Origin of the sequence: Pseudomonas khavaziana, from assembly GCF_019145205.1 — a bacterium.
GTDB classification, from domain to species: Bacteria; Pseudomonadota; Gammaproteobacteria; order Pseudomonadales; family Pseudomonadaceae; genus Aquipseudomonas; species Aquipseudomonas khavaziana.
In genome coordinates, this window is the sequence record NZ_JAHSTT010000006.1 from 151,529 (window position 1) to 177,157 (window position 25,629).

Consider the following 25,629-nt stretch of genomic DNA (forward strand, 5'->3'; position numbering starts at 1 on the left):
GTCAGAGCACCTCCCGGGCTGCGCGTTTGATCAGCGGTGCATTTGGATCCGTCTCAAAGCGCGCTTCCATTACGCGGATGCCCAGGTGATTGGGCAGGCTGATGCGATGGGTCAGCGCCAAGGTCATGGCTTCGGTGTCGATGCGCAGCGTATCGGTGAGCATGGGCAGCGGCAGCATGGCGCCGTTGTGCAGGCGCATTAGGACAAACGGGCGATGGCCGGGCAGTTCGACGCACAATGTGCCGTCGGGCGTAAGGCCAGGGGCGGTCAGGTTGAACAGTTCAAGACGAAACGCGGGCGGCGGAAATTCGATCTGTTGATCAACCGGCGCACCGTTCCAGTAGGCAAAGTCGAAATCCCGTGGCAAGCCCGGCCAGCGTTCGCGCTTCCAGGTTTCGTCGTAACTCCCGGCCAATGGCAGGCGCGGTGCCCAGGCGCGTCCCACTACGCCAAATCCCGCTGGTTGGTTTTTGTAGCTGGCCGCGACCTGTGCCATGCCGTGGGCGTCGAGTTCACCCTCGGGGTGTTTGACTCGATCCAGACGCCACACCGGTTTGTCGATGGGCTCGATCTGCGGCGCGGGGAGTTCGCGCAGCGGCTTGTCCAGTTGAAAACCGAGGTCTTCCTGGCGCTTTTCGATCCAGCCTCGGCCCAGCGGGTTGCTGTAATACACCTCGTTGAGCAAATACGGCGGAGTGTTTTCATCAACCGCATGTTCAGGATTGATTACTACGCTGCTGCCCCCGAACGCGTATTCCCAGCGCAAAGGCACCGAGCTGGCCGGTTGCGGTTCGGTCAATTGCCAGCCACCGAACAAGCTGTGGCGGAACTGGCGAGGGCCAGTGAATTTCAGATGCTTGTCCAGCAAGTAATGGCGCGTTGGCGCTTCGGCACGACGCTTAAAAGCTTCTTGCCGGGCGGCCTGCCAAGCAACCAGCTGATACTCGGTCAGTCGTTCGCCGGGACTCAGCGGCGTCGGCAGCGGCACGTCGATGCTGGGCGGCGGCGCCACCGGCGCACTGATGCGTAGCCCGGCAGTCCACTGCGTTGCTGGTTGACCTTGTGGTGCATGAGCATTTCCCACCACGATCACATCACAGCGCGGCTTGAACGGCGCCAGGTCACTTTCCTCGCAGACGCTGCTTGCCCCTTCCTCGCCGTAGTAGCGATCAGCGGCGCATAGCGCCAGTGGATCCTCATCCATCACCTCGGTGCGAAACTGCCCCGGATGCCCGTCAATCGGCAGCAGCCGATAGCCCACCTTCATGACCAGCACCGGGTACTCTTGATCGTCCATGCCCAGCGCGCTAAAGCACAACGCATCGAAGGGCGTCAGATTGCGAAATTCCATGTCCGCCCCTCAGTTGATATCGACGTCTTTGCCGTTGATCTGCACCGCGCCGCTGGCGCTGAAATCGAAGGTGCGGCCATTGATCAGTACGGTGCCGTCGGACTTCATCACTAGAGTGGATTTGCCCACAGTGACCTTGAATTCATCCCCGGCGTCGATGCTGAACTTCTTGCCTACCACCACCGATTTGTGAATACCGATCTGCTCGTTTTGGCTCAGGCCCACAGTGGTGTTCATGGCGGCGCCGACACTGGTCTGGTAGGCCGCACCGATGGTCAGCGCCTTGGCTAAACCGATGGTTTCTGCTTTGGCCAACTTGATGGTTTCGGCCTTGTTGCCACCGATGGTCACGCTGCGGTTGGCGCCGATGCTGATGGTTTCGTTCTGGCCGACATCCTCGGTGCGGTGGTCGCCAATAGAGACGGTTTCGTTGTGTTCAACCCGTTCCTTACGGTTGTTGCCGACGAAGATGCCGTTGTTGTTTTTGATATGGACGTTCTTGTCTTTTTCGGCATGAATGAACACTTCCTGGTGGCCCAACTCATCTTCAAAGCGCAGCTCGTTGAAGCCAGAGCCCTTGTGGGTGCGGCTTTTGATGGTCATTCTTGTTTTGTGTTTGGGCAGCTCGTATGGCGGCAGATTGGTTTGGCGGTAGGTGCGCCCCGTGGCGATCGGCTGGTCAGGATCGCCATCCAAAAAGCTGATGATCAGTTCCTGATTGACCCGAGGCACGGCCATGGCGCCCCAGGTCGCACCGGCCCAGCCTTGAGCTACACGGATCCAGCACGAACTCTGATCGTTGTTTTTGTCCGAACGGTCCCACGGGAATTGCACCTTGACCCGTCCCCATTCATCGCAATAGATCTCCTCGCCCGGTGGGCCGACGACTGTGGCGATCTGCGGACCGTCGATGCAGGGTTTGGGACGCAGCGGCGCTTTCCAATCCGAGGTCCAGCGGATGGCGCTGGCCTTTAACGAGTAAGACGTACCTAGGCCGCTACCAAAGGATTCTTCCTGCAAGCTGGTGTGCTGCTTGCCTTCGTGTTTGATGGCGATGGTGCGCCAACGGTCGTTGAAGTCCTCACGGGGATGATCATTGAGATCGAAGGCCAATCCCGGTTGCAGACGTTCATCGTCGCCTTCCACATGGGCCAGTTTGGCGTCGTTGCGCAGTGCGGCCAGACGGGTCTTGGTGAAGGGTTTTCCAGCGATGTCGCGTTTGTAGCGGCCAGGGTAGTCGTAGCGCTCGTAGTCCTTGTGCTGGTTGTTCAGATCCTGGTCGCCGGTGGCAGTGTGCTGCTGGTTGTAGCGCGGGTGGGTGAAGGTGTAGTCGCGCTGCACCTGGCGTGCAGTGCGCACTTGTTCGGTGTAGTGGAAGCGGGTCAACGCCGGTTCCATGGAATCGCCGCCACCCATGGCTTGGTAGATCACCGGGCAGTCGGTGTGGGTGCCGATGGTGCCCAGGCCGCCGACGCGGTCGGTGAGGACGAGGGTGTGGCCGTCGGCGCTGTGTTCGAAGGTGTAGAGCAGGCCTTCTTCGGCGGCGAGGCGGGCGATGAAGTCGAGGCCGGTTTCGCCGGCCTGCACGCAGTATTCGCGGGGTTGGTGCTCGAAGCAGATTTCAGTGCGGATGTCGGTCAGCTTCTGCTCGGCCAGCATGCTGGTGATGATGTCGGGTACGGTCTGGGCCTGGAAGATGCGCCAGTTGGAACGTAGGTTGAAACGCGCCAGGGTCGGCTCGACCACGGCGGTGTAGCGGGTGCGGCGAAAGCCGGTATCGCCCTGTTGGAACAGGCTGACCAAACCGTGGACGTAACGCACCGGGGTGTCGTCGCGCCAGATGGTGAACACGGCGGCGAGGTCGAGCATGCGGTAGAAGTCGATGGCCGGGTGGTGACTGACCAGTTCCAGCTCAAGTTTGAAGGGCTGGGACAGGCCTTCTTCAAGGGTGAACGAGACCACTTCGAAGGGATCGCCCCGCAGCGGTTGGAAGGTGTAACGCAGGTCGCTTTGACGGGGCATGAAACCTCCTTGTGGTGAGTATGGATCAGTTGATCAACCAGCTGGCGTCGCCGTTTTCCAGCACGCCTTCGTGGTCGGTGGTATCACCGACGCGGGCCACGGCTTTGCCGTTGACGGTCATCGAGGGCGAGCCGCTGATGATCACGGCACCGCAGCCCAGGGCGTCGCCGACACGGGCGACGGCGCGACCGTTGACGGTGACGTTGCGCGTGCCGCTGTTGATGGTGGTGGGGCCACACAAAGGGCAATCGTGGTCGTGTCCGACCAGAACGACGGCAGGCATAGAGCCTCCTTAATTAGATTTGAGTCAGTGAAGGTCCCGCCGCTGCACGCACTGCAGCGACGGAACGGGGTCCAGGCTTAGCCCGCTTCTGCCGGTTTGCGCCAGTCATCCGAGGCTTCGGTACCGGACACTTTGTGGGTCCAGCTGACCTTGCGATAAGACAGGCTGGTCTTGATCAGTTGGGTGTAGTTGGCGTTGTCGCTGTCCTGGGCGTGGGGCAGCACGGTGTGGATTTCGACGACGGTGGCATCCTCAAGCTTGGTGGTGAAGAAGTGCTCCTGCTTGCCGTCCCCCGAGGTGCGGAACCACTTCACTTCAACGGTTGGCAGCACTTCGCCGGTGGCCAGGGCTTGATAAAGCATCGGTGAGGCTTTGTTCAGTGCGCTGGTGAACGTCAGGGGTTTATGCACGCGCTGGCCAGATGGCTGGCCGCTTTGTGGGTCGGTGGGCGCGGCGATTTGGTGGTCGACTTCCTGAGCGAGGATTTCGTCTTCGTGGCCTTCCACATAAACGTTGCCCACCGAATCGGCGGTGAACGCACCTTTGGTGATATGGCCCTGTTTTTTGCCGTGGATGCTGATGTACGCAGGTGTTGGCATGACAAGCTCCTTGTCGCGATCAAGTGAACGACCCGTGGGGTCGCGGGTTATGGCCGATACGGCCATGGCTTTGCAGGCGCTCGGGATGAGCGCGCTGAAAATCGTTACAGGTGAAGCACCCGCTCCAGCGACACCAGCACCTGCTGAGTGATGGCGTTCAGGCGGATGGAGTAGATCGTGTAGGCAACCGTCAGCACGACGGCGGCCATGGCCCAGGGCGTCCACAGCGGCCAAGCGCGTTTGATCCGGTAGTTGCGCGGCGCGACGTTTTTCAGCGGGTCGGTCAGGCGCTTGGGCGTCTCGCCGCGCAAGGGACGCAGCAGGCCGTGCAGTTGGTCGATGATCTTCTGTATTTCGTCATCGCCCTTGATATGGGCGCCGTATTTGCCCTTGAGGCCGGAAATCAGGCACTGGTACATGAACTCCAGCACATGCTGGTACCGGGCGGCTTCGGGGATCATGTTGTTCATGACGGTGAAGAACTTCTCGCCGCCTTGGGTTTCCCCGTGGAACTGGCTGAGCAACGAGCGTGCGCTCCAACTGGAGAGCCTGCCCCACGTGGTGCGCATGACCACCTCGTCAATCAACAGGCATAGGCTGTAGGAGTAGGCCTTGAGCATGCCGGCGTCGTAGTCGAGCTGGCTGACCTCTTCCATGATGGTGGTGATCTGGTTGCTGACGCTCAGGTACAGCGCAGGTACGTCATCGTGGTGGTCTAGACGGCGCAGACGGATCACCAGGCCGATCAGCGGCGTGGCGGCATCGCACAGCGGGTTCCAGGCCACGCCGCGCAAGTCGTATTCAGGGTCGGCGAGCAGCACGGGCCGCTTTGGCTTGGCATGCTCTTCAACGAGGTTCGGGTCTTTGCTGCCGGTTGCCTGTTGCCAATACCCCAGGAGCTGATGGTTGTCCGCAGGTGGCGTGGTTTCGGTGGGCGTTACATCACTCATCTCTCTCACTCCTGATCGCCCAGAACTGCAACTCCAGCTCCGGGAATTCACCGGCAATATGGAAACCGAACCCGCTGCCGCTGCTCAGGCTTTGCCAGGCCGGGTGATGGCGGTCGAGCTCGAAGTAGCTGAAGCCGGCATGGAACGGCAGGTGGCGCGGCGCCACCGGCAGTGGCCGCAGTGGAATGCCCGGCAGTTGCAGGCTGACCAGTTGCTCCAGCCCTTCGGTGGAGGTGATCTTGATCTGCCGGGGCAGTTGCTGACGCAGGGTCTCGGCGGGCAGTTCGGCGCGCACGGCGAGGATGAATTCGGCGTTGTCCAGCAGGCGCTTGTCGTTCAACGCGGCGCTGCGCACGCCGTACTGCTGATCGACGATCGGCAACGACACCGCACGCGGTTGCAGCACGGTGCCCAGGGCACGGCGCAGGGTGTGCTCCAGCATCTGAAACGACTCGCGCAGGTTGTCGTGCTGATAGGCGGGGTATTCCTGGGGCAGGTGACCTTCATCGGTAAAAGTCACCAGTTCGCCGCAGGCTTGGGCCAGTGCAATGTACAGCCGCTCCGGGTGGACCTGACGTTGGCGCGCCAGGTGCTGGAACAGCGGGAACAAGCGGTTGAGGGTTTGCAGCAGGTTGAAGTCGGTGACGTCAGCCACCCCTGACTGCCCCGGTGAGCCGATGCGCTGGGCCAGGTTCTTGGCGCGCTCGCGCATCAGCCCGGCCACCTCGCCCAGGTAGCGATGCAACACTGGCACCGCTTGCAGGGACAGGCTGGTGGGGTAGAAATGCTCGTCCATCACCAGGCTGCCGTCCGGGCGTTTGTCCTTGATTTTGCCCAGGGCAATACCGGTAAAGGCGCTACGGTCGCTGCGTTCGAGCATCAGTTGCAGGTTGGGCACGGCCAGGTCCATGCCGACCTGGTCGCCGTCATCGCTGTGGGTGTCGCGGATTTCCTCGCGGCGGGCGATGTAGCGGCTGTTGCCGTACTGGTCGGGCCAGCGCACTTCGAGGGCTCCGTTGGAGCGCAGCGGCAGGGCCAGGTAGACGATCTGGCCGACCGCGCTGCTGTCAGCGATCTCCAGTGGGGAGGGCGGTGCCAGGTCGTGGGGAATGTCGAAGACGCTGCCGTCGGGCATGATTCCGCGTGCCCGGGTGATGGCGATTTTGCCGAAGCTCAGGTATTCGTCGTTCAACGCCAGCTCGCTGAAGCCATAGAGCGCATCGTTCAGGCTGTGCAGGCGCTGGTGCACGGCGGCTTCGGCGGCACGGGCCTGTTGCTGGAAGTGCTGGGGCTTGACGAACAAACCTTCATGCCAGATGACGGGGTTGCGTGAACTCATCGGTGGTTACTCGGGGCAAAAGCGGCTGAAAAAGGCGTCATCGGGTTTCTCCTTTGAGGCTGACCTGGGCGGCATCCAACAGCACCAGTACGGCGTACTGGCGGCCCTTGGGCTCGACACGCAGGCGCTGTTTCCACTGGCCGACATCGGTGCTGTGGTAATTGGCGATCACTGCGATAAAACGGGTGTCTTCATCCAGGGCGCGCAGGTCGATGAACTTGAATTGGCCGGGGTTGAGCAGGTAGTCGTCGGCGCGAATGTAGGTGCTGCCCAGGGCTTTTTTCAGGTCGTCGGCCATGGCTTGTGGGCTGGCGTTGACCAGCAGCGAGTCGTCGGTCAACTGCAAGACCTTGAAGGCAATGGGCGTGGCAACATGCGCCAGCGCCGGGTTGCCCCAGGGCGTGGTGAGGCTGACGCCTTGGGCGTCGTAGTCGCCCAACAGCGCGTCTTCGATAGGCGACATCGGCACGATGGTTGCTGGCTCCTCGCTCAGTGGCGACTGGGCCGGCACGCTTTCGTAAAGGTGGTTGAGCAGGGTTTGCACCTTGTCCGTCAGCGCCTGCGGGCTGGTTGCCTGCACGTTGAGGGTGTAGGGCGAGCGGCTCGCGTCTTCATCCAGTGCCGTGCCGGTGCTGATCAGGCGTGGGTTGACGTCGTCGCTGGCGTACAGGCTCAGGGAGTAGCGGCTGGGCTGATCGTCGGGGCCGCCGACCGGGATCGACGGCGTCCAGATCACCTGGCCGATCTTGCCGAGCATGGTGCAGCCGCCGAGGGTCAGGCAGGCCAGCAACAGGGTGCCCAGACGCAGGTTGCTGAATAGGCTGACGCTGCGCTTGTGTGCAGGCGCGCGAATATCCGCCAGCGCTTCGGGCGGCGGCGCCTTATGCATCGCTTGCAGCGGATCGCCTTGCTCGGTTAAATCCACCGGCCGGCAAAGACGCTCGAACTCCGGGCAGGTGGCAGCTCGCTTATCCACCTGTGGCCGACTCGGCAGGTCTTGCTGGTGCCACACGTGCATGCCCTCAGGATGCTCGCCGAGCAGCTCATCGAGCGAATGCTGCCCTGGGGCGTGCTCACCCAATTGCACCGCAACCTGATACGCACCAATCTGCAACCGATCACCGTCGTTGAGGCTGATCGCAACGTGCCGCTCAAGCGGCAGATCGTGGCCGTTGACGTAGGTTCTACCGCTGCGGTCGATCACGCAGAAGCGCCCTTCGATGACGCGGATGTCGCAGTGGTTGGGGCGTACACTGTTGTGGCGATCCTCCAGGCGCCAGTCCTCCGCGGCACTGCCGATGCTGCCGCCCTGGGGGCCAAATCGGTGAAGGGGCAAATACCCGTGCAGCAACTGCGCAGGATTGTTGATAACCAGGGTCAGCTTCATGCGCGCCCCCGAATCCGCACCACAGCGGGATGACGGTGTTCTTGATGTTCGATAAAACTGGTCCAGCCCAGGTGGGTGCCGCTGGCGCCTTGCAGATTGAACGGCGGTACATCTTCTTCGCGCAGCCCCAGTTCCAGGTCGTAGGCGGTGGCATCGCGCAGCAGAAAATCCATCAATTGGCGCAATCGCCCGAACTGATCGCCGCTGGGCAAAAACTGCCGAAATCGCGTCTGGGTCAGGTTGGGAATCACCAGGGTGAACTTGCTGGCGCGGGTCTTGCTGCGGTCGCCCACCACGAAATCATTGCCAAGAACACCGTTGGCCTTGCCCAGTGACAGGCGCTGGCGTTGATCCAAACTCACCGAGCGCGCCTCGAACTCACGGATGTGTACGCCGTGCAGGTCGAAGCAGTGTTCAACGATGCCGGACACCACCGAGGGCGAGCGGCTGCGGTTGGCGATCAACCCGGCAAAGCTCAGCAGGCGACCCCATGGCAACGGCGTCGCACCGCGCAGGTCGTTGTCGTTGAGTCCGACCATGGAGAATACGTAGCGCGAAAAGCGGTCGCTGGCTTCGGCCTGAAAGCGAATGTAGTAGCGGTACTTGCGCCAGCTGGTGTGCAGCAGGGTAAGCAAGCGATGATTGAAAAAGTCCATGAACGCCGGGCGAATTCCGCGCTCCTGGGCCTGCTCATAGGCCAGGCGATCCAGATAATAGCCGGGCAGTGGCGAGTCGGTACCGTGCAGGCCAAAGAAGCTGGTCTGCAGGCGATAGCGCACCTCTTCGCGGTTTTCCTCAATGCGTGCCGCCTCGACCACGTCGGAGGCTGGAAAGCCCAACCCTGCATGGCTTTGCAGGCGCACACGGCGGCGCGTCGCCGCACTCAAGGGCTGCGCCTCCAGGTCATCGCCGTGCAAAGCGTGCAGATGCTCCAGCAGACGGTGAAACGAGTAGTTCCGCGCGTCGGCCAGCAGCACATCGGCTAGATCACGGGTTGTCTGCCGGTCAACAGTGGCCATTCGTAGCACTCGTTGTTAGTGGTATTGATCACTTCCAGGCGGTGGAAGGAGTTGATGCTCGCGTAGAGGGCGAAGAAGTGCGAAAGCACACTGGCGAACAGGTACAGCTCGCCTTCGCAGAGAAAGGCGGTCTGGTCCAGTTGCAGGCGGGTCTGTACGCCACGTACCGGCTGGCCCTTCATCAGCCAGTCGATGGGGGTGGTCACGGCATTCTGGATACCGTTGAGGCGCTTGCGCGTGGCACGGGCCTGTTGCAGGTCGTGCAGGGCGGCGAAGTCATAGGCGCGGATCACCGCCTTGAGCGGCTCGGCCGACAGCAACGACAGGTAGTTCAGCGACAGGTTGGAAATCAGCGTCCAGTGCAGGCTGGCATCCAGCACCGGCCGGTAGCTTCGGGTCGGTGCGATCAGGTTGGTGTAGGTGGCAAACGACGGCGTGACTTCGGTGGACAGCGATACATCTCCCACGCCCAGCAACTGCGGTAAATCTCGGTTGCTGCAAGTCAACTCGATGGATGCTGCTTCATGCTCGCCGATGTACAGGCTTTCATCGCCGCGCACGAAAGCGATGCGATGACGCAAGCCCTCGCGGCCATGGGAATCTTCGATATGCGTACGGAAATACAGTGCCGTGCGGCCCCGCGCGTGTTCGATCTCGTGCTGGAACGACTCGAATGGAGTAAAGCGCCGCAACGGATCGCCCTTGCGTTCCTTGTCCGCGGCGTCCCAACCGGCCACTTGGTCGACGCTGAAAATCTCGTAGGCTTCGGGGCGGTTGCCGCTGGGGCTGATACGCCGTTCCAGGCTGCGTCCGTCCAGCGCAATCGGATTCGCGTCGTGACGAAACAGGTTGACCGCCGGCGCGCAGTACAGGTGCAGGTCACTGGTACGCAGGCGGATATCAGGCGGCATGGGCCGGCTGAACTGAAATTCAAAGCGTAGGCTGGTGGTGCTGATCGCCGGCCAGACGCGCGCCAGCTGGGTCAGGCTGAAAAAGTGAAAACGCTGCGGGAACACAAAATACTCCTGCAGGATCCGGTAGCCATCGAACACATTGCGCGGGTAGGGCAGGAGGGCTTCTTCAGCAGTGAAACCGGGAAAGCCGATAGCCTTGGCTGGCAGGCGATAGCTTTGCTTATCAATGTGCAACGTGACGCTGTCCAAGTAGTGGGCGAGCCACAGGTACAACGTCATGGCGGTGGCGTTATCTCCACCCAGATGAAAATCCAGCTGGTCGCAGGCCATGCTGGTCAGCGGTTGCTCGGTCAAAACCTTGAGGTCGATGCGCATCACCGAGGCCTCGCGGCTGTGGGCATCGCTGACTTCCTGCAATGCCAATGGGTACAGGTTGACGTCAGTGCAGGTACGAAACTGGCAGGAGATGCCATCCATCGGTTTGGCAAACAGCGGCGTGCCTTTTGGGATCACCTGGCGCTGGCTGATCGCATCCGGCAACGGTGTAAAACGGATGATGGTCGCGCTGGGCAGGGGCCGCAGGTAATTGGGCCAGAGCATCTGTAGCAGCGGATGGGTCAGCTCCGGCAAATCGTCGTCGATCTTCAGGCCCAGCTTGGCGGTGAGGAAGGCAAAGCCTTCCAGCAGCCGCTCCACGTCCGGGTCGCCGGCCTGATCACCGAGAAATTGCGCCAGTTGCGGGTTGTCCTCGGCAAACTCGCGGCCGAGTTCGCGCAGGTAGCGCAGCTCCTCGGCAAAGCGTTGTTTCAAGTCCATTGCATCCTCATCTCACGCGGGTGTAGCCGTCGCGGCCGTGCATGGCCACCTCGATCTGCACCTGTTCTTCCTTGTGGTTGACCTGCACCTGGCAATCCAAGTGAAAGTTCAGCTCCAGCGGCAGGTCCGGGTCGGGCTGAAAGCGCACGCCCGTGACCTTGATGCGCGGTTCAAAGGCTTCCACCGAACGCCGGATATCGGCGCTGATGGCTACCACCAGGTCACTGCTGGCCTGGGTGACGCCGTTGAAATCGCGCAGGCCCAGCTCAGGGCTGCTTTGCGAGCAGCCCTGGCGTGAGTTGAGCACCTGTTCCAAGTGGCGTTTGATCGCCTCGACACGCTGGCGTGCCTGTTCATCCGCGCTGCCAGGGCGGTAGCGCGGTGTGTCGGGCTCCAGGCGTTCGAACAGGCTGGCGCCCACTTACTGGGTGTCCAGCCGACCGACCAGGGAGATCTCGAAGTTGGCGCCCATGTACTTGAAGTGCGGGCGCACCGCCAACGACACTTGGTACCAGCCTGGATTGCCGTCAACGTCCTGCACTACGACTTTTGCGGCGCGCAAGGGGCGACGGCTGCGCACGTCGGACGAAGGGTTTTCCTGGTCGGCGATGTATTGTTTGAGCCAGTCGTTCAGCTCGCGCTCCAGGTCCTGGCGTTCCTTCCAACTGCCGATCTGTTCGCGTTGCAACACCTTGATGTAGTGGGCCAGGCGATTGACGATAAACAGGTACGGCAACTGGGTGCCGAGCTTGTAATTGGTCTGGGCTTCCTGGCCTTCGCGGGTCTTGGGGAAGTTCTTCGGTTTCTGTACCGAGTTGGCAGAGAAAAACGCCGCGTTGTCACTGTCCTTGCGCATGGTCAGCGGGATAAAACCGGCTTCGGCCAGCTCGAATTCCTTGCGGTCGGAGATCAGCACTTCAGTTGGGATCTTGGCCTGCAATTGGCCGAGGGATTCATACAGATGCACCGGCAGGTCATCCACCGCGCCGCCGGATTGCGGGCCGATGATGTTCGGGCACCAGCGGTAGCGGGCGAAGCTGTCGGTGATGCGCGAAGCCATCAGGAACGCGGTGTTGCCCCACAGATAGTTATCGTGATTGCCGTCGACGGTTTCGTCGTAGCCGAAGCTGCGCGTTGAGTTGTCGTCGGTGCTGTAGGGCGGGCGCAGCAAGAAGCGCGGCAGGGTCAGGGCCAGGTGGCGGGCGTCTTCGGATTCGCGCAGGCTGCGCCATTTGGTGTGGCGTGGGCCTTCGAAAATGTCGCTGACCTCCTTGAGGTCGGGCAGGCCCTGGAAGCCTTCGAGGTTGAACAGTTCTGGCCCGGCCGCCGAGACAAACGGCGCATGGGACATGGCGCCGATGGAGGCCACATAGCTGAGCAACTTGATGTCCGGCGAGCTGGGGCCAAAGGTGTAGTTGCCGACGATGGCGCCCACGGGCTCACCACCGAACTGGCCATAGCCGGCGGTGTAGACGTGCTTGTACAAGCCGCTGCGGGTGATGTCACCGGCGTTGTCGAAGTCGTCCAGTAGTTCCTCTTTGGTGACGTGCAGCATTTCCAGCTTGATGTTCTCGCGAAAGTCCGTGCGATCCACCAGCAGCTTCAGCCCGCGCCAGGCCGATTCCAGTTGCTGGAACTGCGGCTGATGCAGGATTACGTCCATCTGCTTACCCAAGGCTCGGTCGATTTCAGCAATCATCTGGTCGACGCGGTGCTTGTTGACCGGCTGCTGGTGATCGCCGCTTTGCAGGATTTCGCTGATGAACGCGGCCACGCCTTGGCGGGCGACGGCATAGCCTTCCTGGGAGGGGCGGATGGTGGTGTTGGCCAGCAGTTGATCGAGCAACGACGGCGGTTCGTCAGCCACCAATACTTGGGCGGCGGCGCTTTCCATAGGCATGGGGAGTACTCCGTTGAGAAGGGCGTTCAAGTCAGTTGTTGGGCGCGTCGAGCACCAGGTTCAGCTCACTGGCCAGGCGTTGACGGGCGGTTTCATCAGTCAGCAGGTTTTGCAGATGTTTACGAAAGGCCGGGACATTGCCCATCGGACCCTTGAGCGCAACTAAGGCTTCGCGCAGTTCCAGCAACTTGTTCAACTCCGGTACTTGGCGGGCGACTGCATCGGGGCCGAAGTCATTGATGTTTTTGAATTGAAGTTGCACATTCAAGTGGGTGTCTTGGTCGTTATTCAGAACAGACGGCACCGCCATGTCCAGAGCAACTTCGGCTTTGGTGAGGACTTCATTGAAGGTGTCCTTATCTATTCGAACGGATTGCCGGTCTTCAAGGGCGGTTAGTTCACCGTGGCCTTTGAAGTCGCCGGTAACCAACAGCTTCAGGGGAAGCTCTACTTCTGCTTGTTGATCGCCTGTGGCTGGGACGTACTTGATGTTGACGCGTTCTTTGGGGGCGACAGAACCATGAGTTTTCGACATGGGAAAAATCCTTTTCGTAAGGTCGGCGTATTAGAACCAGCTGTTGCAAGGTTTGTCTTGTAGGACGATATGGACGCGATTCGTGGGCTTTGGATGTAGGAAAAAGCATTCTGATAAGAGTTTCTAAATTTCCTACGCTTGCCGTGGAACTATCTGAAAGATGCCTCTTTTTATTCTCGATTTGGCTATGTGTTGCTCGTCTTTTACTTGCCTATCCATTGAGGGCGGGTGACGCTTTGCAAGTTAATAAATTTAACTTTCGGTCTAAGCCATGTGAGTTCGAAAGTTGAAAAATATCCGGTTTGGATTCGACGAGGCATATTCAGGAGGCGTTGATGCGCAACGGATGGCGAGGATGGAAATGGGCGCTCTGCCTGACGGTTGTGGCGGTAATGGAGGCGCAGGCAGCGACCCAGGATTGCCCTGCCATCGTCTCGCCCTTGAAGCGCCTGGAATGCTTTGATCTGGCGGCTGGCACGCCCATTCATCAGCCACCTGCGCCGCCACGTGCCCTGGGCCGGGTGTTGCCGATTGTCGATCTGGTACAACGCAATGAGGCCAAGCGTCCATCCGAGGATCAGCGTTTTCTGTTGTCGTCATTCCCGGAGCCGGACAACAACCAGCAACAGCGGCTGGTGATCTCAGCCCCAGCGTTGGGCGCGCTACCGCCTCGGCCTTACCTGGCCATCAGTTGCGAATCGAAAATCTCGCGCCTGCAACTGGTGCTGGATGAACCGGCCAAGCCCAACAAGATTCGCATCCAACTGTTCAAGGATGAGCGCCCGGTCTCCGCGGCCTATCAGTGGCAGGTGCTGGACGACGCGGGCCTGGTGGTCGATGCCGGGCGCGGGCTGCAGGCGATTGCCTTGCTCCGCAATATGGGCGGCGGCCAGCGTCTACGACTGGAGAGCGACTATCCGCGGCTGCACGGCCTGGTCTTCGACGCTGAAGGGCTGGGTGAGCTGATCGAGCAGGAGCGCCAAGTATGTCGCTGGTAATCGACGTGCCAGCGGACACCGTCAAGTTGCTGCTCACCCCCATCGACCCGGAGCAACCTGCCGGGCATTTCGATGTAGAGGACGAAACCTACCAGGCCATCGACCAGGAGATGGTCAAGCTTGGTGGCCTGCGTGAAGGCGACATCGACTGGCCGTATATCGACGAAGCGTCCCGCCAGTACCTGGCGAACCAGTGCAAGCACTGGCGCGTCGTCGCGCACCTGCAGGTGGTGTGGCTGCGCACCCGGCAATGGGCGCGCTGGGCCGATGCCCTGAGTTTGTTGGCTGGCATGGTCGAACTGTATTGGGACAGTGCCCACCCCAAGCCCGGCCCCACCGGTTACTTGAACAAGCGCAAGCAAGTGCAGCGCCTGCTGGGCGACCTGGGGCAGGTGTTGCCGACCCTGCAGCGCAGCAGTTTTGAACCGGCCTACCAAGCCGCGGCGGAACTGGCCCTGGCCAACCTGCAACGCTGTGTCGAAAGTGCCAAGCTCGACCCGGCCCCGTTGGACGCGTTGCAACGCCAGTTGGACAAATACAGCGAGCCGGTCGTCGCCACTGAGCCCGCCCGTGCGGCCACCTCCGACAGTGTGCTGGAGTCAGCCTTTTTCACCAGCCCCAAACCACAAGCGCCGAGCAATGAGCGCGAACAACGCCGCGCCGTGTTGAACATGGCCGAGCAGATCAACCAACAAGATCCCTATGACCCCACCGGCTACCAACTACGACGCTTCGGCCTGTGGTCGCATTTGCGTACTGCGCCGCTCATCACCCGCGACCGTCGCACCGAATTGACCGCCGTGCCCAAGGATATCGTCGACGGCTATCAGGACGCGCTGAACCACAACGCCATCGAGCCGAACCTGCTGCTGCGCATCGAAAAAAGCGTCTGCGCCTCGCCGTACTGGCTGCGCGGCAGTTACCTGGCCGCCGAGGTCGCCTCGCGCCTGGCGATGGAAGAAGTGGCGGCCGCCATTCGCCAGACCTGCGAGCGGTTTGTCTGCCGTTTGCCGGCCGTGCTGGAGTTGTGTTTCAGCGACGGTACGCCGTTCGTGGATGCGCAAACCCAGGCCTGGATCACCGGCGCCGACCAGGCGCAAACCACCGGCAGCCCGGTGCAGGAGTACGCCGGCCTGCGCGACGAACTGGCCAGTCAGCTCAATAGCGAAGGCGTGGAAGTGGTGCTGCTGCGCCTGCAGGAACTGCACGCCACCCAAGACGCCCCGCGCCAGCGCAGCTACGCCACGGTGATTGCCGCCGACCTGCTGGCATCCCGTGGCCTGTCGTGGCTGGCGGATGACCTGTACGCCAGCGTTGCGCGGTTGATGCGCGAGACCACGGCGCAGGGGTGGGAGCCGGAGTTGTACCGGAAAGTGGCGCAACCCATCGACGACAGTCATTTGATCAAAGCGGTTAAGGAGTAGGAGCGATTTATGGGGATGGTCTGGGGTTACCTCAAACGCTGGGGCCTGCCGGTGCTGCGTCAGTTCAACCAGGCGGTGCCCGTACTGGTGCTGCTAGGCGTGGTGTTTTTGTTGATCGCCATCTGGTGGCTGGGCCCGCAGTGGACCTGGCGCGAGCGTCAGCCGCTGAGTGAACTGGCGATGCGCGTCTCGGCCAGTGTCGTGGTGCTGGTGGTGCCGCTGCTGATCTGGGCGTGGCGGGTGCGTAATCATTATCAGCGTCTGCAGGTTGAGCGCCAGCATGAGGCGGCGGTGCAGGCCGATCCTTGCCTGCCTTATATCGAGGCGCAGGAGCGGGCCCTGGATCGGAGCCTGGGCAACCTGCTGAACAACATGGAGCGCCGCCGTTCGCTCTATCAGCTGCCGTGGTACCTGGTGCTCGGCGAGGAAAATGCCGGTAAGACCAGTCTGATCACGCGTTCCAACCAGAGCTTCGCCTTGTCCCATGTGACCAAGGCCGGGGTCAGGGCCGATAAGGAAGAGCAACTGGCCTATCCGGTGGATTGGTGGATCGGTGACGAGGCGGTGTTGATTGATCCACCGGGTGAGTTCCTCAGCCACCCGGATTCACCCGCTGAAAACGTCGAGCAGCAGGGCAAGGTCAAACCGGTGCTGCCCACGGGCACCCACGCGCGCCTTTGGTCGCATCTGCTTGACTGGCTAACGCGCAACCGCAGCCGTCGAGCGTTGAACGGCGTGGTGCTGGTGATCGATGTACAGGCCTTGCTGGCGCAACGTCCCGAACAACGCAAGGCCCACGCCAATCTGCTGCGCACCCGGCTGTTTGAGCTGACACGACAGTTGGGCACGCGCTTGCCGGTGTACATCACGCTGAGCAAGTTCGACCTGCTGGAAGGCTTCGAAGAATTCTTCGCCCGGTTGTCGCGCAGCGGGCGCGAAGACCTGCTGGGCTTCACTTTCAGCCTGGATGCGGTGGATGATTTCGATGCCTGGCTGGCGGAACTGACGCGCCAATACCAAACCTTTGTCGACTGCCTGACCGAGCAGGTTTTCAATAGCACCAGGGCGTCGCGCACGTTGGATGAGTGTGATCGCTTGCAGGCGCTGATGCATCAGATGGCGGGCTTGCGCCCGGCCCTGTTCGGCTTCCTCGGCGAAATGCTCGGTAGCGACCGTTTCACCACCCCGGCGTTAGTGCGCGGGCTGTATTTCTCTTCGGTGTTGCAGCAGGGCACCCTCAGCAACGCCTTCGTCAAAGAAGCGGGACAAGCCTATCAACTGCCGCCACCGCCACCCGAAGTCAAACCCGCTGGCGGCACGGCGATCTACTTTGCCCAGCAACTGTTCCAGCGCGTGATCTACCCCGAAGCAGGCTTGGCGGGCGACAACATCAAGGTGGCCCGCAGCAAGCGGCGGTTGCTGATCGCCGGGTTCAGCGTCGCCTCCTTGGGCTGTTTGGTGGTCATCGGTACCTGGCAGTTTTACTTCAATATCAACCGCGACAAGGCGGCCAACGTCTTGGCCAAGAGCCAGGAGTTCAGCGAGCGGGACATCGACGCCAAGGTCGACCCCACCGGGCGCAACCTGTTGCTGCCCCTGGACCAGATCCGTGATGCGGTGCTGGTCTACGGCGACTACCGTGAGGCTTGGCCGTTGCTGTCGGATATGGGGTTGTACCAGGGGAGGGCGATTGGCCCTACCGTGGATGAGGCGTACCTGAATCTGCTGTCCAAACGCTTCCTACCGGCGATTGCCAGCGGAGTGTTGGATGCCATCAACAGCGCGCCCGCCGGCAGCAATCAACAACTGGCGGCCCTGCGCGTGTACCGCATGCTTGAAGAACGGCAAAACCGCCGCCCGGCCATCGTCGAAGAATGGGTCGCAAAGCAGTGGCAGCGCGCCTATCCAGGCCAGGGCCAATTGCAGGCCGATCTGATGGGGCACCTGGGCTACGCGCTGAAATACGCCGACGCCGACCTGCCGCACTACCGTGAACGCATTTCCCAGGTGCAACAGCAACTGCGCCAGTTGCCCATGGCCGAACGGGTCTACATGAGCCTGAAACAGGACGCCCTGGAACGTTTGCATCGTCCGTTGGACCTGCGCAACGAAGTGGGCCCGGCGTTCGATATCGTCTATCGCCCGCTCAACACTGATCAAGAGGGCAGCGGCCTGCAGTTGCCGCCGCTGCTCACCGCCAAGGGTTTCAAGGACTACTTCGAACCCGGCACCGAGGGCATCATCGAACTGGCCATGATTGACCAGTGGGTGCTCGGCGAGCGCCAACGCCTGGACTACTCCGACGAAGACCGCAAAGTGCTGACCCAGCGCATTCGCGCCCTGTACAGCGCCGACTACGTGGACAGCTGGCGGCGCGCACTGAATCAGTTCGCGGTCACCGACTTCGACGACCTCAGCCACGGCGTGGCGGTACTGGAACAAGTCACCGGCCCGGCCGCACCGCTACGACGGTTGCTGGAAACCTTGCGCGACAATAGCGTGATCTACCCGGCCGTGCCCTTGGCTGAAGGGCAAGCGCCGCTCAAGCTGGACAAGGTGCCAGAGGGGCAACAACAGGCAGCAGGGATTAGGCGTGCATTCTCCAGTCTTTCAGAGCTGATCAGCGCACGAGGCGAGCAGCCGTCCTATTACGAAGAAACCCTGCGCTCGGTCAGTGCCGTCTACGACTATGCCAAAACCGTGCACGACAACCCCGACCCGGGCAAGGCGGCGCTGAAAACCGTACTCAACCGCTTCTCCCTGGACGGCGCTGACCCGATTGCCAACCTGCAACGCGTCGCCGTGGGCCTGCCCGAACCGCTGAACCAGCACGTCAAGAAACTCGCCGACCAGACCTCACAGGTGTTGGTCATTGCGGCTTTGCGCGAACTGGAAAAACGCTGGGACAGCGAAATCTACAGTTTCTACCGCGACCGTCTGGCAGGCCGCTACCCCTTCAAGGCCAGCGGCGAGGACGCCTCGCTGGAAGATTTCGAAGCCTTCTTCGGCCCACAGGGGCGCCTGCAGCAGTTCCACGATCAGTACCTGAACGTGTTCCTCAAAGACAACCTCGACGCCCTGTACTCCGACAGCCTCGGCGGCTACCTGGTACGCAGCGACGTGCTGGAACAACTGAAAAAGGTCGAACGCATCCGCGACACCTTCTTCAACCATCGCGGCCACCTGGCCGTGCAACTCACCATCGAACCCCTGGCCCTGAGCGCCACCCGCCTGAGCAGCATGCTCAGCGTCGACGGCCAACTGATCCCCTATCAGCATGGCGCGCCGCAACGCACTGGACTGGTGTGGCCTAACAGTCTGGGCAACACCAATGGCAGCCAACTCACCTTGGTACACAGCACCGGCAACACCGCCAGCATGAGCTATCGCGGGCCGTGGTCGTTGTTCCGGCTGCTCAGTCGTGGGCACCTGAATGGAAGAACTGACACCAGTGTGGACCTGACCTTTTCTGTCGCCGATGGGTTGATGCGTTATCGAGTCGGCGCGGAGAAGGCCAACAACCCGATCACCCAGCGCAGTTTTGAAGGGTTTGTGTTGCCTAGAACACTGCTGGAAGAGCGTCAAACAAAGAGAGACGTAAACAAGGTTGGGGGTGTTGCCGCAACAACACTCAGCGATGGACGCTCATAAGTCAGCGATGACTGAATACGAAATAAATACACAAGAAACAGGACTGTTTACATGGCAATCAAGCTGCAAATGTTGACCGAAGATCCTAAAGAAATTGAGCTGATCGAGCGTTACTGGGCTGTTGATGAATCAGGGCAGTACCTTGAAAAGGTGAGTGCGCTGACGGACGTTATTGAAATGGCACCAGGCGTCACACTCGCCAGCTTCATACGGCAACGTTGCAATGCATTCGATGACAATCAGGTCTGTCCCAAGTGCGCAGAACTGATCGAAATCAAAAATCGCTCCGAGGCTAAAAAAGTCCCTCAACGTTCCTCCAAGCTTTGTACGCTGTGTCAGAACGATCAAGACGCGATTGCGCTTGCGGCTAAAAAGACGAAAGCCGCAGAACTTGAACGGCAGTTGGCCGAATACGTAGGCATGCAGTCAACCCGCACGGTGGATTACTCAGCACTACCGGACGCTCAGGTGTTGCTTCTGCTGGCGTTGAACAGGGCCGTTACCCCGAGATTAACCAATGGCGGCTTCAGATTAGGTGATTGTCGAGGGCTGGCGCCTTGGTATGTCGGGGACTTCATGCTGCAATTGCGTGAGACAGGGCTTGTCCTTGATGACCCGAGTAAAGCAAGTCCGGGTACCTACTATTGGGAGGGCGATGAGATTTGGGTGCTGGGGGATCAGGTTGTCTATCGTTTGGCGCCAGATGCTGCATCAAGGAGTGCGGACGAAGTCATTCGTAGTCTGCCGGATAGGATTTATACCGATGCTGACGGACTGTTCAACCTATGGCTTGATTATGCAGTCGCTGATGTCATGCGCTATTTGGGCGCTGAGTGCGAACTCTATAACCATGATCTGTCGGAACAAGAGCTGGCAGAAATTAAAAGTACGATGCGCGCGGCATTGCACACCTACAGCGTTTCACAACTGTGGTCGGTGGCGTGGAAGGTTGTCAGGGACGCTGCCAGTTTAGCGAATCGCGAGTACTACAACCGTTCCAAAGCGGCAGCAACCATTCCAGGAAAGATTCGGCGCAACTTGGAGAAGGTGCAGCGGGAGTCGATTGAACTCAAGGCGTGGAGCCGCCCGGAGCACCACCCCGCGGGCACATTGGGGATGGTGCTGGGTGAGATTTTGGGGGTTGATGAAAATACCTCTGGTCATAGAGTCTCTTCCCTTATTGCCTGGCTCACAGGGCAGGCCTGTTCACCTGCTATCGAAGCAGCGCTAGACGAGCCGATACGGGAATTGATGACCCTGGCGTTGTCCCACGACATCGGCGCTTCAGTAATGCTGCGGTTCGCAGAGATGATTCGTGCCGGTCATGAGGTCGGTTTTGCTATTGAAGAAATTGGTGAAGCGCTTCGGTCGTAAAGCGGGCAGGGTACTCCCGAGAATAGAAGTGGCAGCAAGCCCCAGCCTACATAGGGAGGCGCCCAACGCAAACGAGCCCGCCAGTGCCTCTGGCTGGCGTGGCAGAAACGTGACGGCTGATGCGCATAAACCAATCACAAAGCATCCTCCCTACACGCGCCGTCGAAATTGCCGGTTCTATTTCGAATGTACCGAGTGATGCCTTGCAACAACTGGGCAAACCGTTGGGCATAGATATCCCCCACCGATGGAAGCAACCAAGTGCTGTTGATTTCCAGCTGAACGCTGGGAACGCCGAGGGAAGAAGCAAACCGTGTCAGCGTCTGATTCTTGGTGGCAGGGAAGTAGTTGTCTGAGAAGTTCCGAAGTCCTTCCTTGCGCAATGCTTTACGCAGACCTGAGACAATATCGGTGCGTCCCAGTAACGACGCCCCCTCCATGGTGCCGAAGTCGACATCATAGGGACGCGAGGTGCTGCTGCCGTGGAGGTCAATCAATAACTGCGGCTTTTGCTGTTTGATCAGCTCGGCGACTTGTGCCTTGAAGGCATTGTCGTCGTAGTAGTTAGGGTCTGAGGGGCTGCGGTATTGGGTATATATAACGGTCGCGCAGGTCAGGCTATGGAGCAGTTTGGCCAGTGCGGCGGTAGCCGCCCCGTCCGAATAGCGATAGTCGCCTTCTCGATAGGGCTGCGTGGCGTGAGGCGCGGTGATGAGGACAGGTGTCGTGCCCTTGAGCACCACATACCAAGCGGTGTCGGTGGGGGCGGCAGTGGCACTTTGAGCCTCAATCGTTGTTTCAAGCGTTATCGCTTCCTGTATCTGCGACGGCTGGATGAGGGCGCGTTCTGCCTGCGCCAGCCCCAGGGTGGAGAACAAGCTGATAGCCAGGGTTACGCGGATGCCGCGTGAACGCACGTTCACGAGCCTGTGCTCAGGCAGGGCGTGGCCGCAGAATTTTTGTCATGCGCTCGCACGCTGCAATCTGTTCGAAGCGCACGTAGTGGGTTTGCGACGTCCGCTCTTCGATCAGGATCAAATATTCGGCAGGCGGATTGATCTGGCGCAGGTGACCGCAAAGCAGACACGAGCTTTGCGCATTCATCGGGTACCTTATCGTCAAGATGACGTTGTCGGCGGCGCGGCATTCAGTGATCTCCATGACTGCGGCCCTCATCGATTGCTGGCGGCAAACGAGCCAGCCCAGTATCAGAGGCTATATTTTCATCGCGTAGCGTTCATTTTTGGGCGAGGAGTCGCAGGCGTCTACTGTCATAGCTGACAGTTTTTAGTCGATTGTGTGTCGTTATGCACAGCGTCATAGAACGTTGCGGCCTAGTGAATGGCAGCACAGCACTTCACGACCCTCTCCCCACAAGCAACGGTAGTAATGCACCAACTGCTCCTCCTCACGATTGAGCTGGCCGGGGCAGGGATGTACTGCGCTGAAAGCCGGAGTTACAACGGCAGTTGTCGAAAACATAATAGGCTCCCCCAGTGACTGACACCCCCGGCTGACACCGCAGAAAATCCTTCCCATTCATCCCCTTCCGCAAAGCTCTCATCCGCTCGCGCAAAGACCTCGGCAGGCCTGCACCTCGATAATCTCCTTTCACTCAACCCTGCCGCTGCAACCGAGCACCGCGTACCATGAACCTGCGCACCTTCATCCGTCGCTACTGCCTCAACTCCAGGCTCGCCACGCATGCACTGACCCGCCTGCATAAATCGCTCTCTTTGCTGGCCTCCTCTCTGGCCCGGCAAGGCTTCGATTCCAACACCTGGCCGACCAGCCGTGACGAAGGCGCTTACGAGCGTCGCCTGAACGGCCTGTGCCCGGAGTTGGCCGCCACTGTGTTCAGCCACGCTCGCGACGGCATTATCCTCGTCGACCCGTTTGGCCGGGTTATCGCGGTGAACGAGGCGTTCACCCGGCTCACCGGCTACGGGCAGAACGAAGTGTTGGGGCGGGAGTTGAATGCCCATCGCCTGGTGCGTCGGCTCGCGACGTTTTATACACCAATGAAGAACGCGCTGGATTTCCACGGGCATTGGGCCGGTGAGATCCAAAGCAGCCATAAGAACGGCCGGGAGATGACCTCCCGCATCAACATCAGTGCGGTGCATGACCGGCACGGGAATGTGCAGCACTATGTAGCGCTGTTCAGCGATGTGACGCAGATGAAGCAACGCCTCCAGTTGCTGGAGCGTGATGCCCGGTATGACGCGCTCACGCAATTGCCCAATCGCCTGCTGTTGGCCGAGCGGATGCGCCAGGCGCTGGGCAAGGCGCGTCTGCATCAGCAGAAAGTGGCCATCGCGTTTATTGACCTCGATGGGTTCAAGGCGCTTAACGACAGTTATGGGCATGATTGGGGCGATCGGGTCCTGGAGATTGTCGCGGCACGGATCAATGCGACGTTGCGTGAAGGCGATACCCTGGCGCGGCTGGGGGGCGATGAGTTTGTGGCGGGGCTGGTGGGTTTACAGGCCGTGGAAGACAGCGAGCCTTTGCTCAAGCGGATGCTGCAGGCGGCCAATGCCCCGATTGTGATTGGCGCGCAGACGGTTGAGATTGCGGCGAGTATCGGGGTGGCGTTTTATCCTGAGCATGGGGTGGAGATCGAGGGGCTGATCAGCAAGGCGGATCAGGCCATGTACCTGTCGAAAAAGGCCGGCGGTAACCGTTTGGCGTTTTGTCCGACGCGGTTCATTTCGCTCAATAGCGAAGCCTGACGGTGGTGCCGAGGGTGCGTTCGCTGCCGGTCATGACGCCGTAGTCACCGGCGCCGAGCAGTGAATACACGGCGGTGATGTAGTGGCGATCGAAGAGGTTACGCACCCAGCCTTCCACCTCCCAGGCACGGTCCTGGCTGCGCAGCCCCAGGCGCAGATGGGTGAGGCCATAGCTGGGTTGATAGCTGCCTGCGCCGCCTTCGAGGGTGCCGTAGTAGCCGGACCTGAAGCTGTAATCGATGCCGCTGTAGGTTTCCAGCCCATGCGCCAGCGGGTGGCTGTGGTCGAGGCTGCTGCTGAGGTTCCATTGCGGCGCGTTGTAGAGGCGATCGCCACTGAGGTCGCAGGTCCATTGGCCCGAGGCGGGTGGGCATGGCGCGTTGGGGAAGCTGCGGTAGCGCGCATCGCTCCAGGCCAGGCCCAGGCGCCAGGTGAGTTGAGGCTGCAGTTGCCAGGCGGAATCCAGTTCGATGCCGCGCAGGCGGACTTTGCCGACGTTGATCAGGTTGTCGCGCAGCGGGGGCGCGAACAGCGATGTGGGCGGGCTATAGGTCAGCGCTTGGTAGTTGTCCACGTCGGTCTGGTAGACGGCGAGGTCGAGCATCGCGCGCTCGTCCCAGAAGCGCGTTTTAATGCCCAGTTCCAGGGACGTGGCACGCTCCGGCTCGAAAGTGGGGGCGGTGAACGGGCCAACCACATCGAAATTGATGCCGCCGGCCTTGTACCCCCGCGACCCGCTGATATAGCCCATCACGGCATCGTTGAAGCGGTAGCTGGCACTGAGCAAACTTGAGACGTTGTGCTCTTCAATCGCATCTTCACGGTAATAACCACCGCCCAGGGCGATGCCGCGCAGCAATTGGCCGCCCGCCTGGAAAACCGCGGGCAAGCCATTTAGCGGGGCGAGATTGCTGACGTCGCGGGAGACCCAGCCGTCTTTGCGATCCTGGCTGTAGCGCAGGCCGCCGGTGAGTTCCAGTGCGTCAATCGGGCGCCAGGAAAGCTGGCCGAAAATGGCCCGGCTGTCGCCCCTTTGCTCGCCGTCGTAACGTTGTTGGGCGCCTTCGAGCAGCATGGCCGGCACCTGCTTGGGGTCGGTGAAGTTGATGCCGTAGAGCTTTTTCAGCGGCTCCAGTTGATCGCCGACGAACCAGGGCGCGGCGTCCTTGCCGAATTCGACGTCGATCTTACGGTCAAGCTGCTGATGCAGGTAATAGAGCCCGGCGACATAATCGATGGCCGCGCCGGCGGTGCCGGACAGGCGCCATTCCTGGCTGAACTGGCGGTGACCCAGCTCGGTTTCGGATTCGGCCACCGACAGCGCAGTGCTGTCGCCGTCGCGAGCGGCACGGTAGTCCCAGTCGCGGTAGGCGGTGATGCTGGTCAAACGCAGCGCCGTATCGAGTTCCCAGTTCAGCTCCAGTGAGACACCGTTCTGCAAGGTATGCGGACGCCCCGGCGCGTCGATGCGGGCCTCACGTTTGTAAGGGGCGGGTTCTGCCAGCGGATAGCCGAGGAATTTGGCGCGCTGGCGAGTCTGGGCGCTGTAGTGATTGACCAGCAGCACGTTGCCGGCCTCGTTTTGCTCGGCATGGTCGGCGATCAGGCGCGCGCTGAAGTCCGGGCTTGGCGTCCACAATAATTGCCCACGCAGGCCCTGGCTGTCGGCGTCGCCGAGGCGGGTGCCATCTTGCAGATTGTTCACTGAACCATCGACCGAACTGTTGAAGACGTTCAGGCGCCCGGCCAATACGTCGTCCTGCAGGGGGCCGGAAATCGCCCCGCGATATTCCCGCAAACCGTGCTCGCCGTAGCGTGCTTCAAAGTTGGCCTCAGGTTGAAAGGTCGGCTGGCGGGTGATGATGTTCAGCGCCCCGGCGGTGGTGTTCTTGCCGAACAGGGTGCCCTGTGGCCCGCGCAGAATTTCGAGGCGCTCGATGTCCATCAATTCAGTGAAGGCCATGCCCTGGCGCGCCTGGTAAACGCCGTCGACGTAGGTGCCAACGCTGCCTTCCAGGCCATCGTTGTAGGTAGTGGCGCCGAAGCCGCGCAGGCCGAACCCGGCGAAACGCGCATCGTGACCGGACACCACCAGGCCGGGCACCCGTTGTTGGATGTCCTGAAGCCGATGCAGGCCGGCCTCGTCCAGTTGCTCGCCGTAAAGCACGCTTATCGGAATCGGCACGTCTTGTGGGGCTTCCTCGCGGCGTCGGGCGGTGACGGTCGTGTCGTCGAGCGTGAGGGTGCTGGGCGCCTGTTGTGCGGCATTCACCGACGCCCAGGGCCAAGCCGCAAGGCAAAGCAAGAGCAGCCGATAACCCGAGCCCGGCAT

At 60.9% G+C, this 25,629-nt stretch carries 20 protein-coding genes; 5 read left to right on the forward strand and 15 right to left on the reverse strand.

Annotated elements, in window-relative coordinates; genetic code table 11:
- Nucleotide 1: 1 nt before the first annotated feature.
- The 12 genes from KVH01_RS16610 to tssB form a co-directional block, all read right to left on the reverse strand.
- Nucleotides 2-1,351, reverse strand: coding sequence for a DUF2169 family type VI secretion system accessory protein (locus KVH01_RS16610; RefSeq protein WP_217882122.1), 1,350 nt, complete (start codon nt 1,349-1,351; stop codon nt 2-4).
- Nucleotides 1,352-1,360: 9 nt separating this feature from the next.
- Nucleotides 1,361-3,373, reverse strand: coding sequence for a type VI secretion system Vgr family protein (locus tag KVH01_RS16615; protein WP_217882123.1), 2,013 nt, complete (start codon nt 3,371-3,373; stop codon nt 1,361-1,363).
- Nucleotides 3,374-3,398: 25 nt separating this feature from the next.
- A complete protein-coding gene (locus tag KVH01_RS16620; protein WP_217882124.1) occupies nt 3,399-3,656 on the reverse strand; it encodes a PAAR domain-containing protein in 258 nt (85 codons plus the stop codon).
- 77 nt (nt 3,657-3,733) lie between these two features.
- Nucleotides 3,734-4,255, reverse strand: coding sequence for an Hcp family type VI secretion system effector (locus tag KVH01_RS16625; RefSeq protein WP_217882125.1), 522 nt, complete (start codon nt 4,253-4,255; stop codon nt 3,734-3,736).
- Nucleotides 4,256-4,359: 104 nt separating this feature from the next.
- The gene (gene icmH, locus KVH01_RS16630; RefSeq protein WP_217882126.1) at nt 4,360-5,205 is read right to left on the reverse strand and encodes a type IVB secretion system protein IcmH/DotU; all 846 of its coding nucleotides are present in this window, start codon (nt 5,203-5,205) and stop codon (nt 4,360-4,362) included.
- Nucleotides 5,198-6,544, reverse strand: coding sequence for a type VI secretion system baseplate subunit TssK (tssK, locus tag KVH01_RS16635; protein ID WP_217882127.1), 1,347 nt, complete (start codon nt 6,542-6,544; stop codon nt 5,198-5,200). The genes icmH and tssK overlap by 8 nt, the downstream gene beginning before the upstream one ends.
- Nucleotides 6,545-6,581: 37 nt before the next feature.
- On the reverse strand, nt 6,582-7,931 hold the full coding sequence (tssJ, locus tag KVH01_RS16640; protein WP_217882128.1) for a type VI secretion system lipoprotein TssJ: 1,350 nt from the start codon (nt 7,929-7,931) through the stop codon (nt 6,582-6,584).
- The gene (gene tssG, locus KVH01_RS16645) at nt 7,928-8,950 is read right to left on the reverse strand and encodes a type VI secretion system baseplate subunit TssG (RefSeq protein ID WP_217882129.1); all 1,023 of its coding nucleotides are present in this window, start codon (nt 8,948-8,950) and stop codon (nt 7,928-7,930) included. Before tssG ends, tssJ begins: the two co-directional genes overlap by 4 nt.
- Nucleotides 8,914-10,680, reverse strand: a complete 1,767-nt coding sequence (gene tssF / locus KVH01_RS16650; protein ID WP_217882130.1) for a type VI secretion system baseplate subunit TssF — start codon at nt 10,678-10,680, stop codon at nt 8,914-8,916. Before tssF ends, tssG begins: the two co-directional genes overlap by 37 nt.
- Nucleotides 10,681-10,687: 7 nt before the next feature.
- Nucleotides 10,688-11,101, reverse strand: a complete 414-nt coding sequence (tssE, locus tag KVH01_RS16655; RefSeq protein ID WP_217882131.1) for a type VI secretion system baseplate subunit TssE — start codon at nt 11,099-11,101, stop codon at nt 10,688-10,690.
- On the reverse strand, nt 11,102-12,574 hold the full coding sequence (gene tssC, locus KVH01_RS16660) for a type VI secretion system contractile sheath large subunit (RefSeq protein ID WP_217882270.1): 1,473 nt from the start codon (nt 12,572-12,574) through the stop codon (nt 11,102-11,104). It lies immediately after the preceding gene.
- 37 nt (nt 12,575-12,611) lie between these two features.
- Nucleotides 12,612-13,115, reverse strand: coding sequence for a type VI secretion system contractile sheath small subunit (gene tssB / locus KVH01_RS16665; protein WP_217882132.1), 504 nt, complete (start codon nt 13,113-13,115; stop codon nt 12,612-12,614).
- Nucleotides 13,116-13,450: 335 nt separating this feature from the next.
- Here tssB and vasI point away from each other — a divergent pair, with 335 nt between their 5' ends.
- From vasI to KVH01_RS16685, 4 genes are read left to right on the forward strand one after another with little or no spacing between them, the layout of a single operon-like run.
- Nucleotides 13,451-14,113 carry a type VI secretion system-associated protein VasI gene (gene vasI, locus KVH01_RS16670; protein ID WP_225924242.1) on the forward strand — a complete coding sequence of 221 codons (663 nt, stop codon included), beginning with the start codon at nt 13,451-13,453 and terminating at the stop codon, nt 14,111-14,113.
- Nucleotides 14,101-15,537 (forward strand): type VI secretion system protein TssA, encoded by a 1,437-nt coding sequence (gene tssA / locus KVH01_RS16675; RefSeq protein ID WP_217882133.1) that lies wholly within the window; start codon nt 14,101-14,103, stop codon nt 15,535-15,537. The genes vasI and tssA overlap by 13 nt, the downstream gene beginning before the upstream one ends.
- A gap of 9 nt (nt 15,538-15,546) precedes the next feature.
- Nucleotides 15,547-19,188, forward strand: coding sequence for a type VI secretion system membrane subunit TssM (gene tssM / locus KVH01_RS16680; protein ID WP_217882134.1), 3,642 nt, complete (start codon nt 15,547-15,549; stop codon nt 19,186-19,188).
- A 51-nt stretch (nt 19,189-19,239) separates the two neighbouring features.
- Nucleotides 19,240-20,562: a hypothetical protein gene (locus KVH01_RS16685; protein WP_217882135.1), complete on the forward strand. Its 1,323-nt coding sequence runs from the start codon at nt 19,240-19,242 to the stop codon at nt 20,560-20,562.
- Between the two features lie 134 nt (nt 20,563-20,696).
- Here the strand turns inward: KVH01_RS16685 and KVH01_RS16690 are convergent, their stop codons facing one another.
- Both KVH01_RS16690 and KVH01_RS16695 read right to left on the reverse strand, forming a co-directional pair.
- Complete coding sequence (locus KVH01_RS16690; protein WP_052501167.1) at nt 20,697-21,485, reverse strand: ketol-acid reductoisomerase; 789 nt, start codon at nt 21,483-21,485, stop codon at nt 20,697-20,699.
- Between the two features lie 10 nt (nt 21,486-21,495).
- Complete coding sequence (locus KVH01_RS16695; protein ID WP_043050631.1) at nt 21,496-21,723, reverse strand: hypothetical protein; 228 nt, start codon at nt 21,721-21,723, stop codon at nt 21,496-21,498.
- A gap of 488 nt (nt 21,724-22,211) precedes the next feature.
- On the opposite strand from KVH01_RS16695, the gene KVH01_RS16700 reads away from it, so the two are divergent.
- Nucleotides 22,212-23,297, forward strand: coding sequence for a sensor domain-containing diguanylate cyclase (locus KVH01_RS16700; RefSeq protein ID WP_217882136.1), 1,086 nt, complete (start codon nt 22,212-22,214; stop codon nt 23,295-23,297).
- On the opposite strand, the gene KVH01_RS16705 is transcribed toward KVH01_RS16700, so the two are convergent.
- Nucleotides 23,281-25,629, reverse strand: coding sequence for a TonB-dependent receptor (locus tag KVH01_RS16705; protein ID WP_217882137.1), 2,349 nt, complete (start codon nt 25,627-25,629; stop codon nt 23,281-23,283). The genes KVH01_RS16700 and KVH01_RS16705 overlap by 17 nt on opposite strands.

Bases quoted from the DNA above. Each gene is read 5' to 3' on its own strand.
- KVH01_RS16610 (WP_217882122.1), bottom strand. From the start codon at position 1,351: ATGGAATTTCGCAATCTGACGCCCTTCGATGCGTTGTGCTTTAGCGCG.
- KVH01_RS16615 (WP_217882123.1), bottom strand. From the start codon at position 3,373: ATGCCCCGTCAAAGCGACCTGCGTTACACCTTCCAACCGCTGCGGGGC.
- KVH01_RS16620 (WP_217882124.1), bottom strand. From the start codon at position 3,656: ATGCCTGCCGTCGTTCTGGTCGGACACGACCACGATTGCCCTTTGTGT.
- KVH01_RS16625 (WP_217882125.1), bottom strand. From the start codon at position 4,255: ATGCCAACACCTGCGTACATCAGCATCCACGGCAAAAAACAGGGCCAT.
- icmH (WP_217882126.1), bottom strand. From the start codon at position 5,205: ATGAGTGATGTAACGCCCACCGAAACCACGCCACCTGCGGACAACCAT.
- tssK (WP_217882127.1), bottom strand. From the start codon at position 6,544: ATGAGTTCACGCAACCCCGTCATCTGGCATGAAGGTTTGTTCGTCAAG.
- tssJ (WP_217882128.1), bottom strand. From the start codon at position 7,931: ATGAAGCTGACCCTGGTTATCAACAATCCTGCGCAGTTGCTGCACGGG.
- tssG (WP_217882129.1), bottom strand. From the start codon at position 8,950: ATGGCCACTGTTGACCGGCAGACAACCCGTGATCTAGCCGATGTGCTG.
- tssF (WP_217882130.1), bottom strand. From the start codon at position 10,680: ATGGACTTGAAACAACGCTTTGCCGAGGAGCTGCGCTACCTGCGCGAA.
- tssC (WP_217882270.1), bottom strand. From the start codon at position 12,574: ATGGAAAGCGCCGCCGCCCAAGTATTGGTGGCTGACGAACCGCCGTCG.
- tssB (WP_217882132.1), bottom strand. From the start codon at position 13,115: ATGTCGAAAACTCATGGTTCTGTCGCCCCCAAAGAACGCGTCAACATC.
- vasI (WP_225924242.1), top strand. From the start codon at position 13,451: ATGCGCAACGGATGGCGAGGATGGAAATGGGCGCTCTGCCTGACGGTT.
- tssA (WP_217882133.1), top strand. From the start codon at position 14,101: ATGTCGCTGGTAATCGACGTGCCAGCGGACACCGTCAAGTTGCTGCTC.
- tssM (WP_217882134.1), top strand. From the start codon at position 15,547: ATGGGGATGGTCTGGGGTTACCTCAAACGCTGGGGCCTGCCGGTGCTG.
- KVH01_RS16685 (WP_217882135.1), top strand. From the start codon at position 19,240: ATGGCAATCAAGCTGCAAATGTTGACCGAAGATCCTAAAGAAATTGAG.
- KVH01_RS16695 (WP_043050631.1), bottom strand. From the start codon at position 21,723: ATGGAGATCACTGAATGCCGCGCCGCCGACAACGTCATCTTGACGATA.
- KVH01_RS16700 (WP_217882136.1), top strand. From the start codon at position 22,212: ATGAACCTGCGCACCTTCATCCGTCGCTACTGCCTCAACTCCAGGCTC.
- KVH01_RS16705 (WP_217882137.1), bottom strand. From the start codon at position 25,629: ATGCCGGGCTCGGGTTATCGGCTGCTCTTGCTTTGCCTTGCGGCTTGG.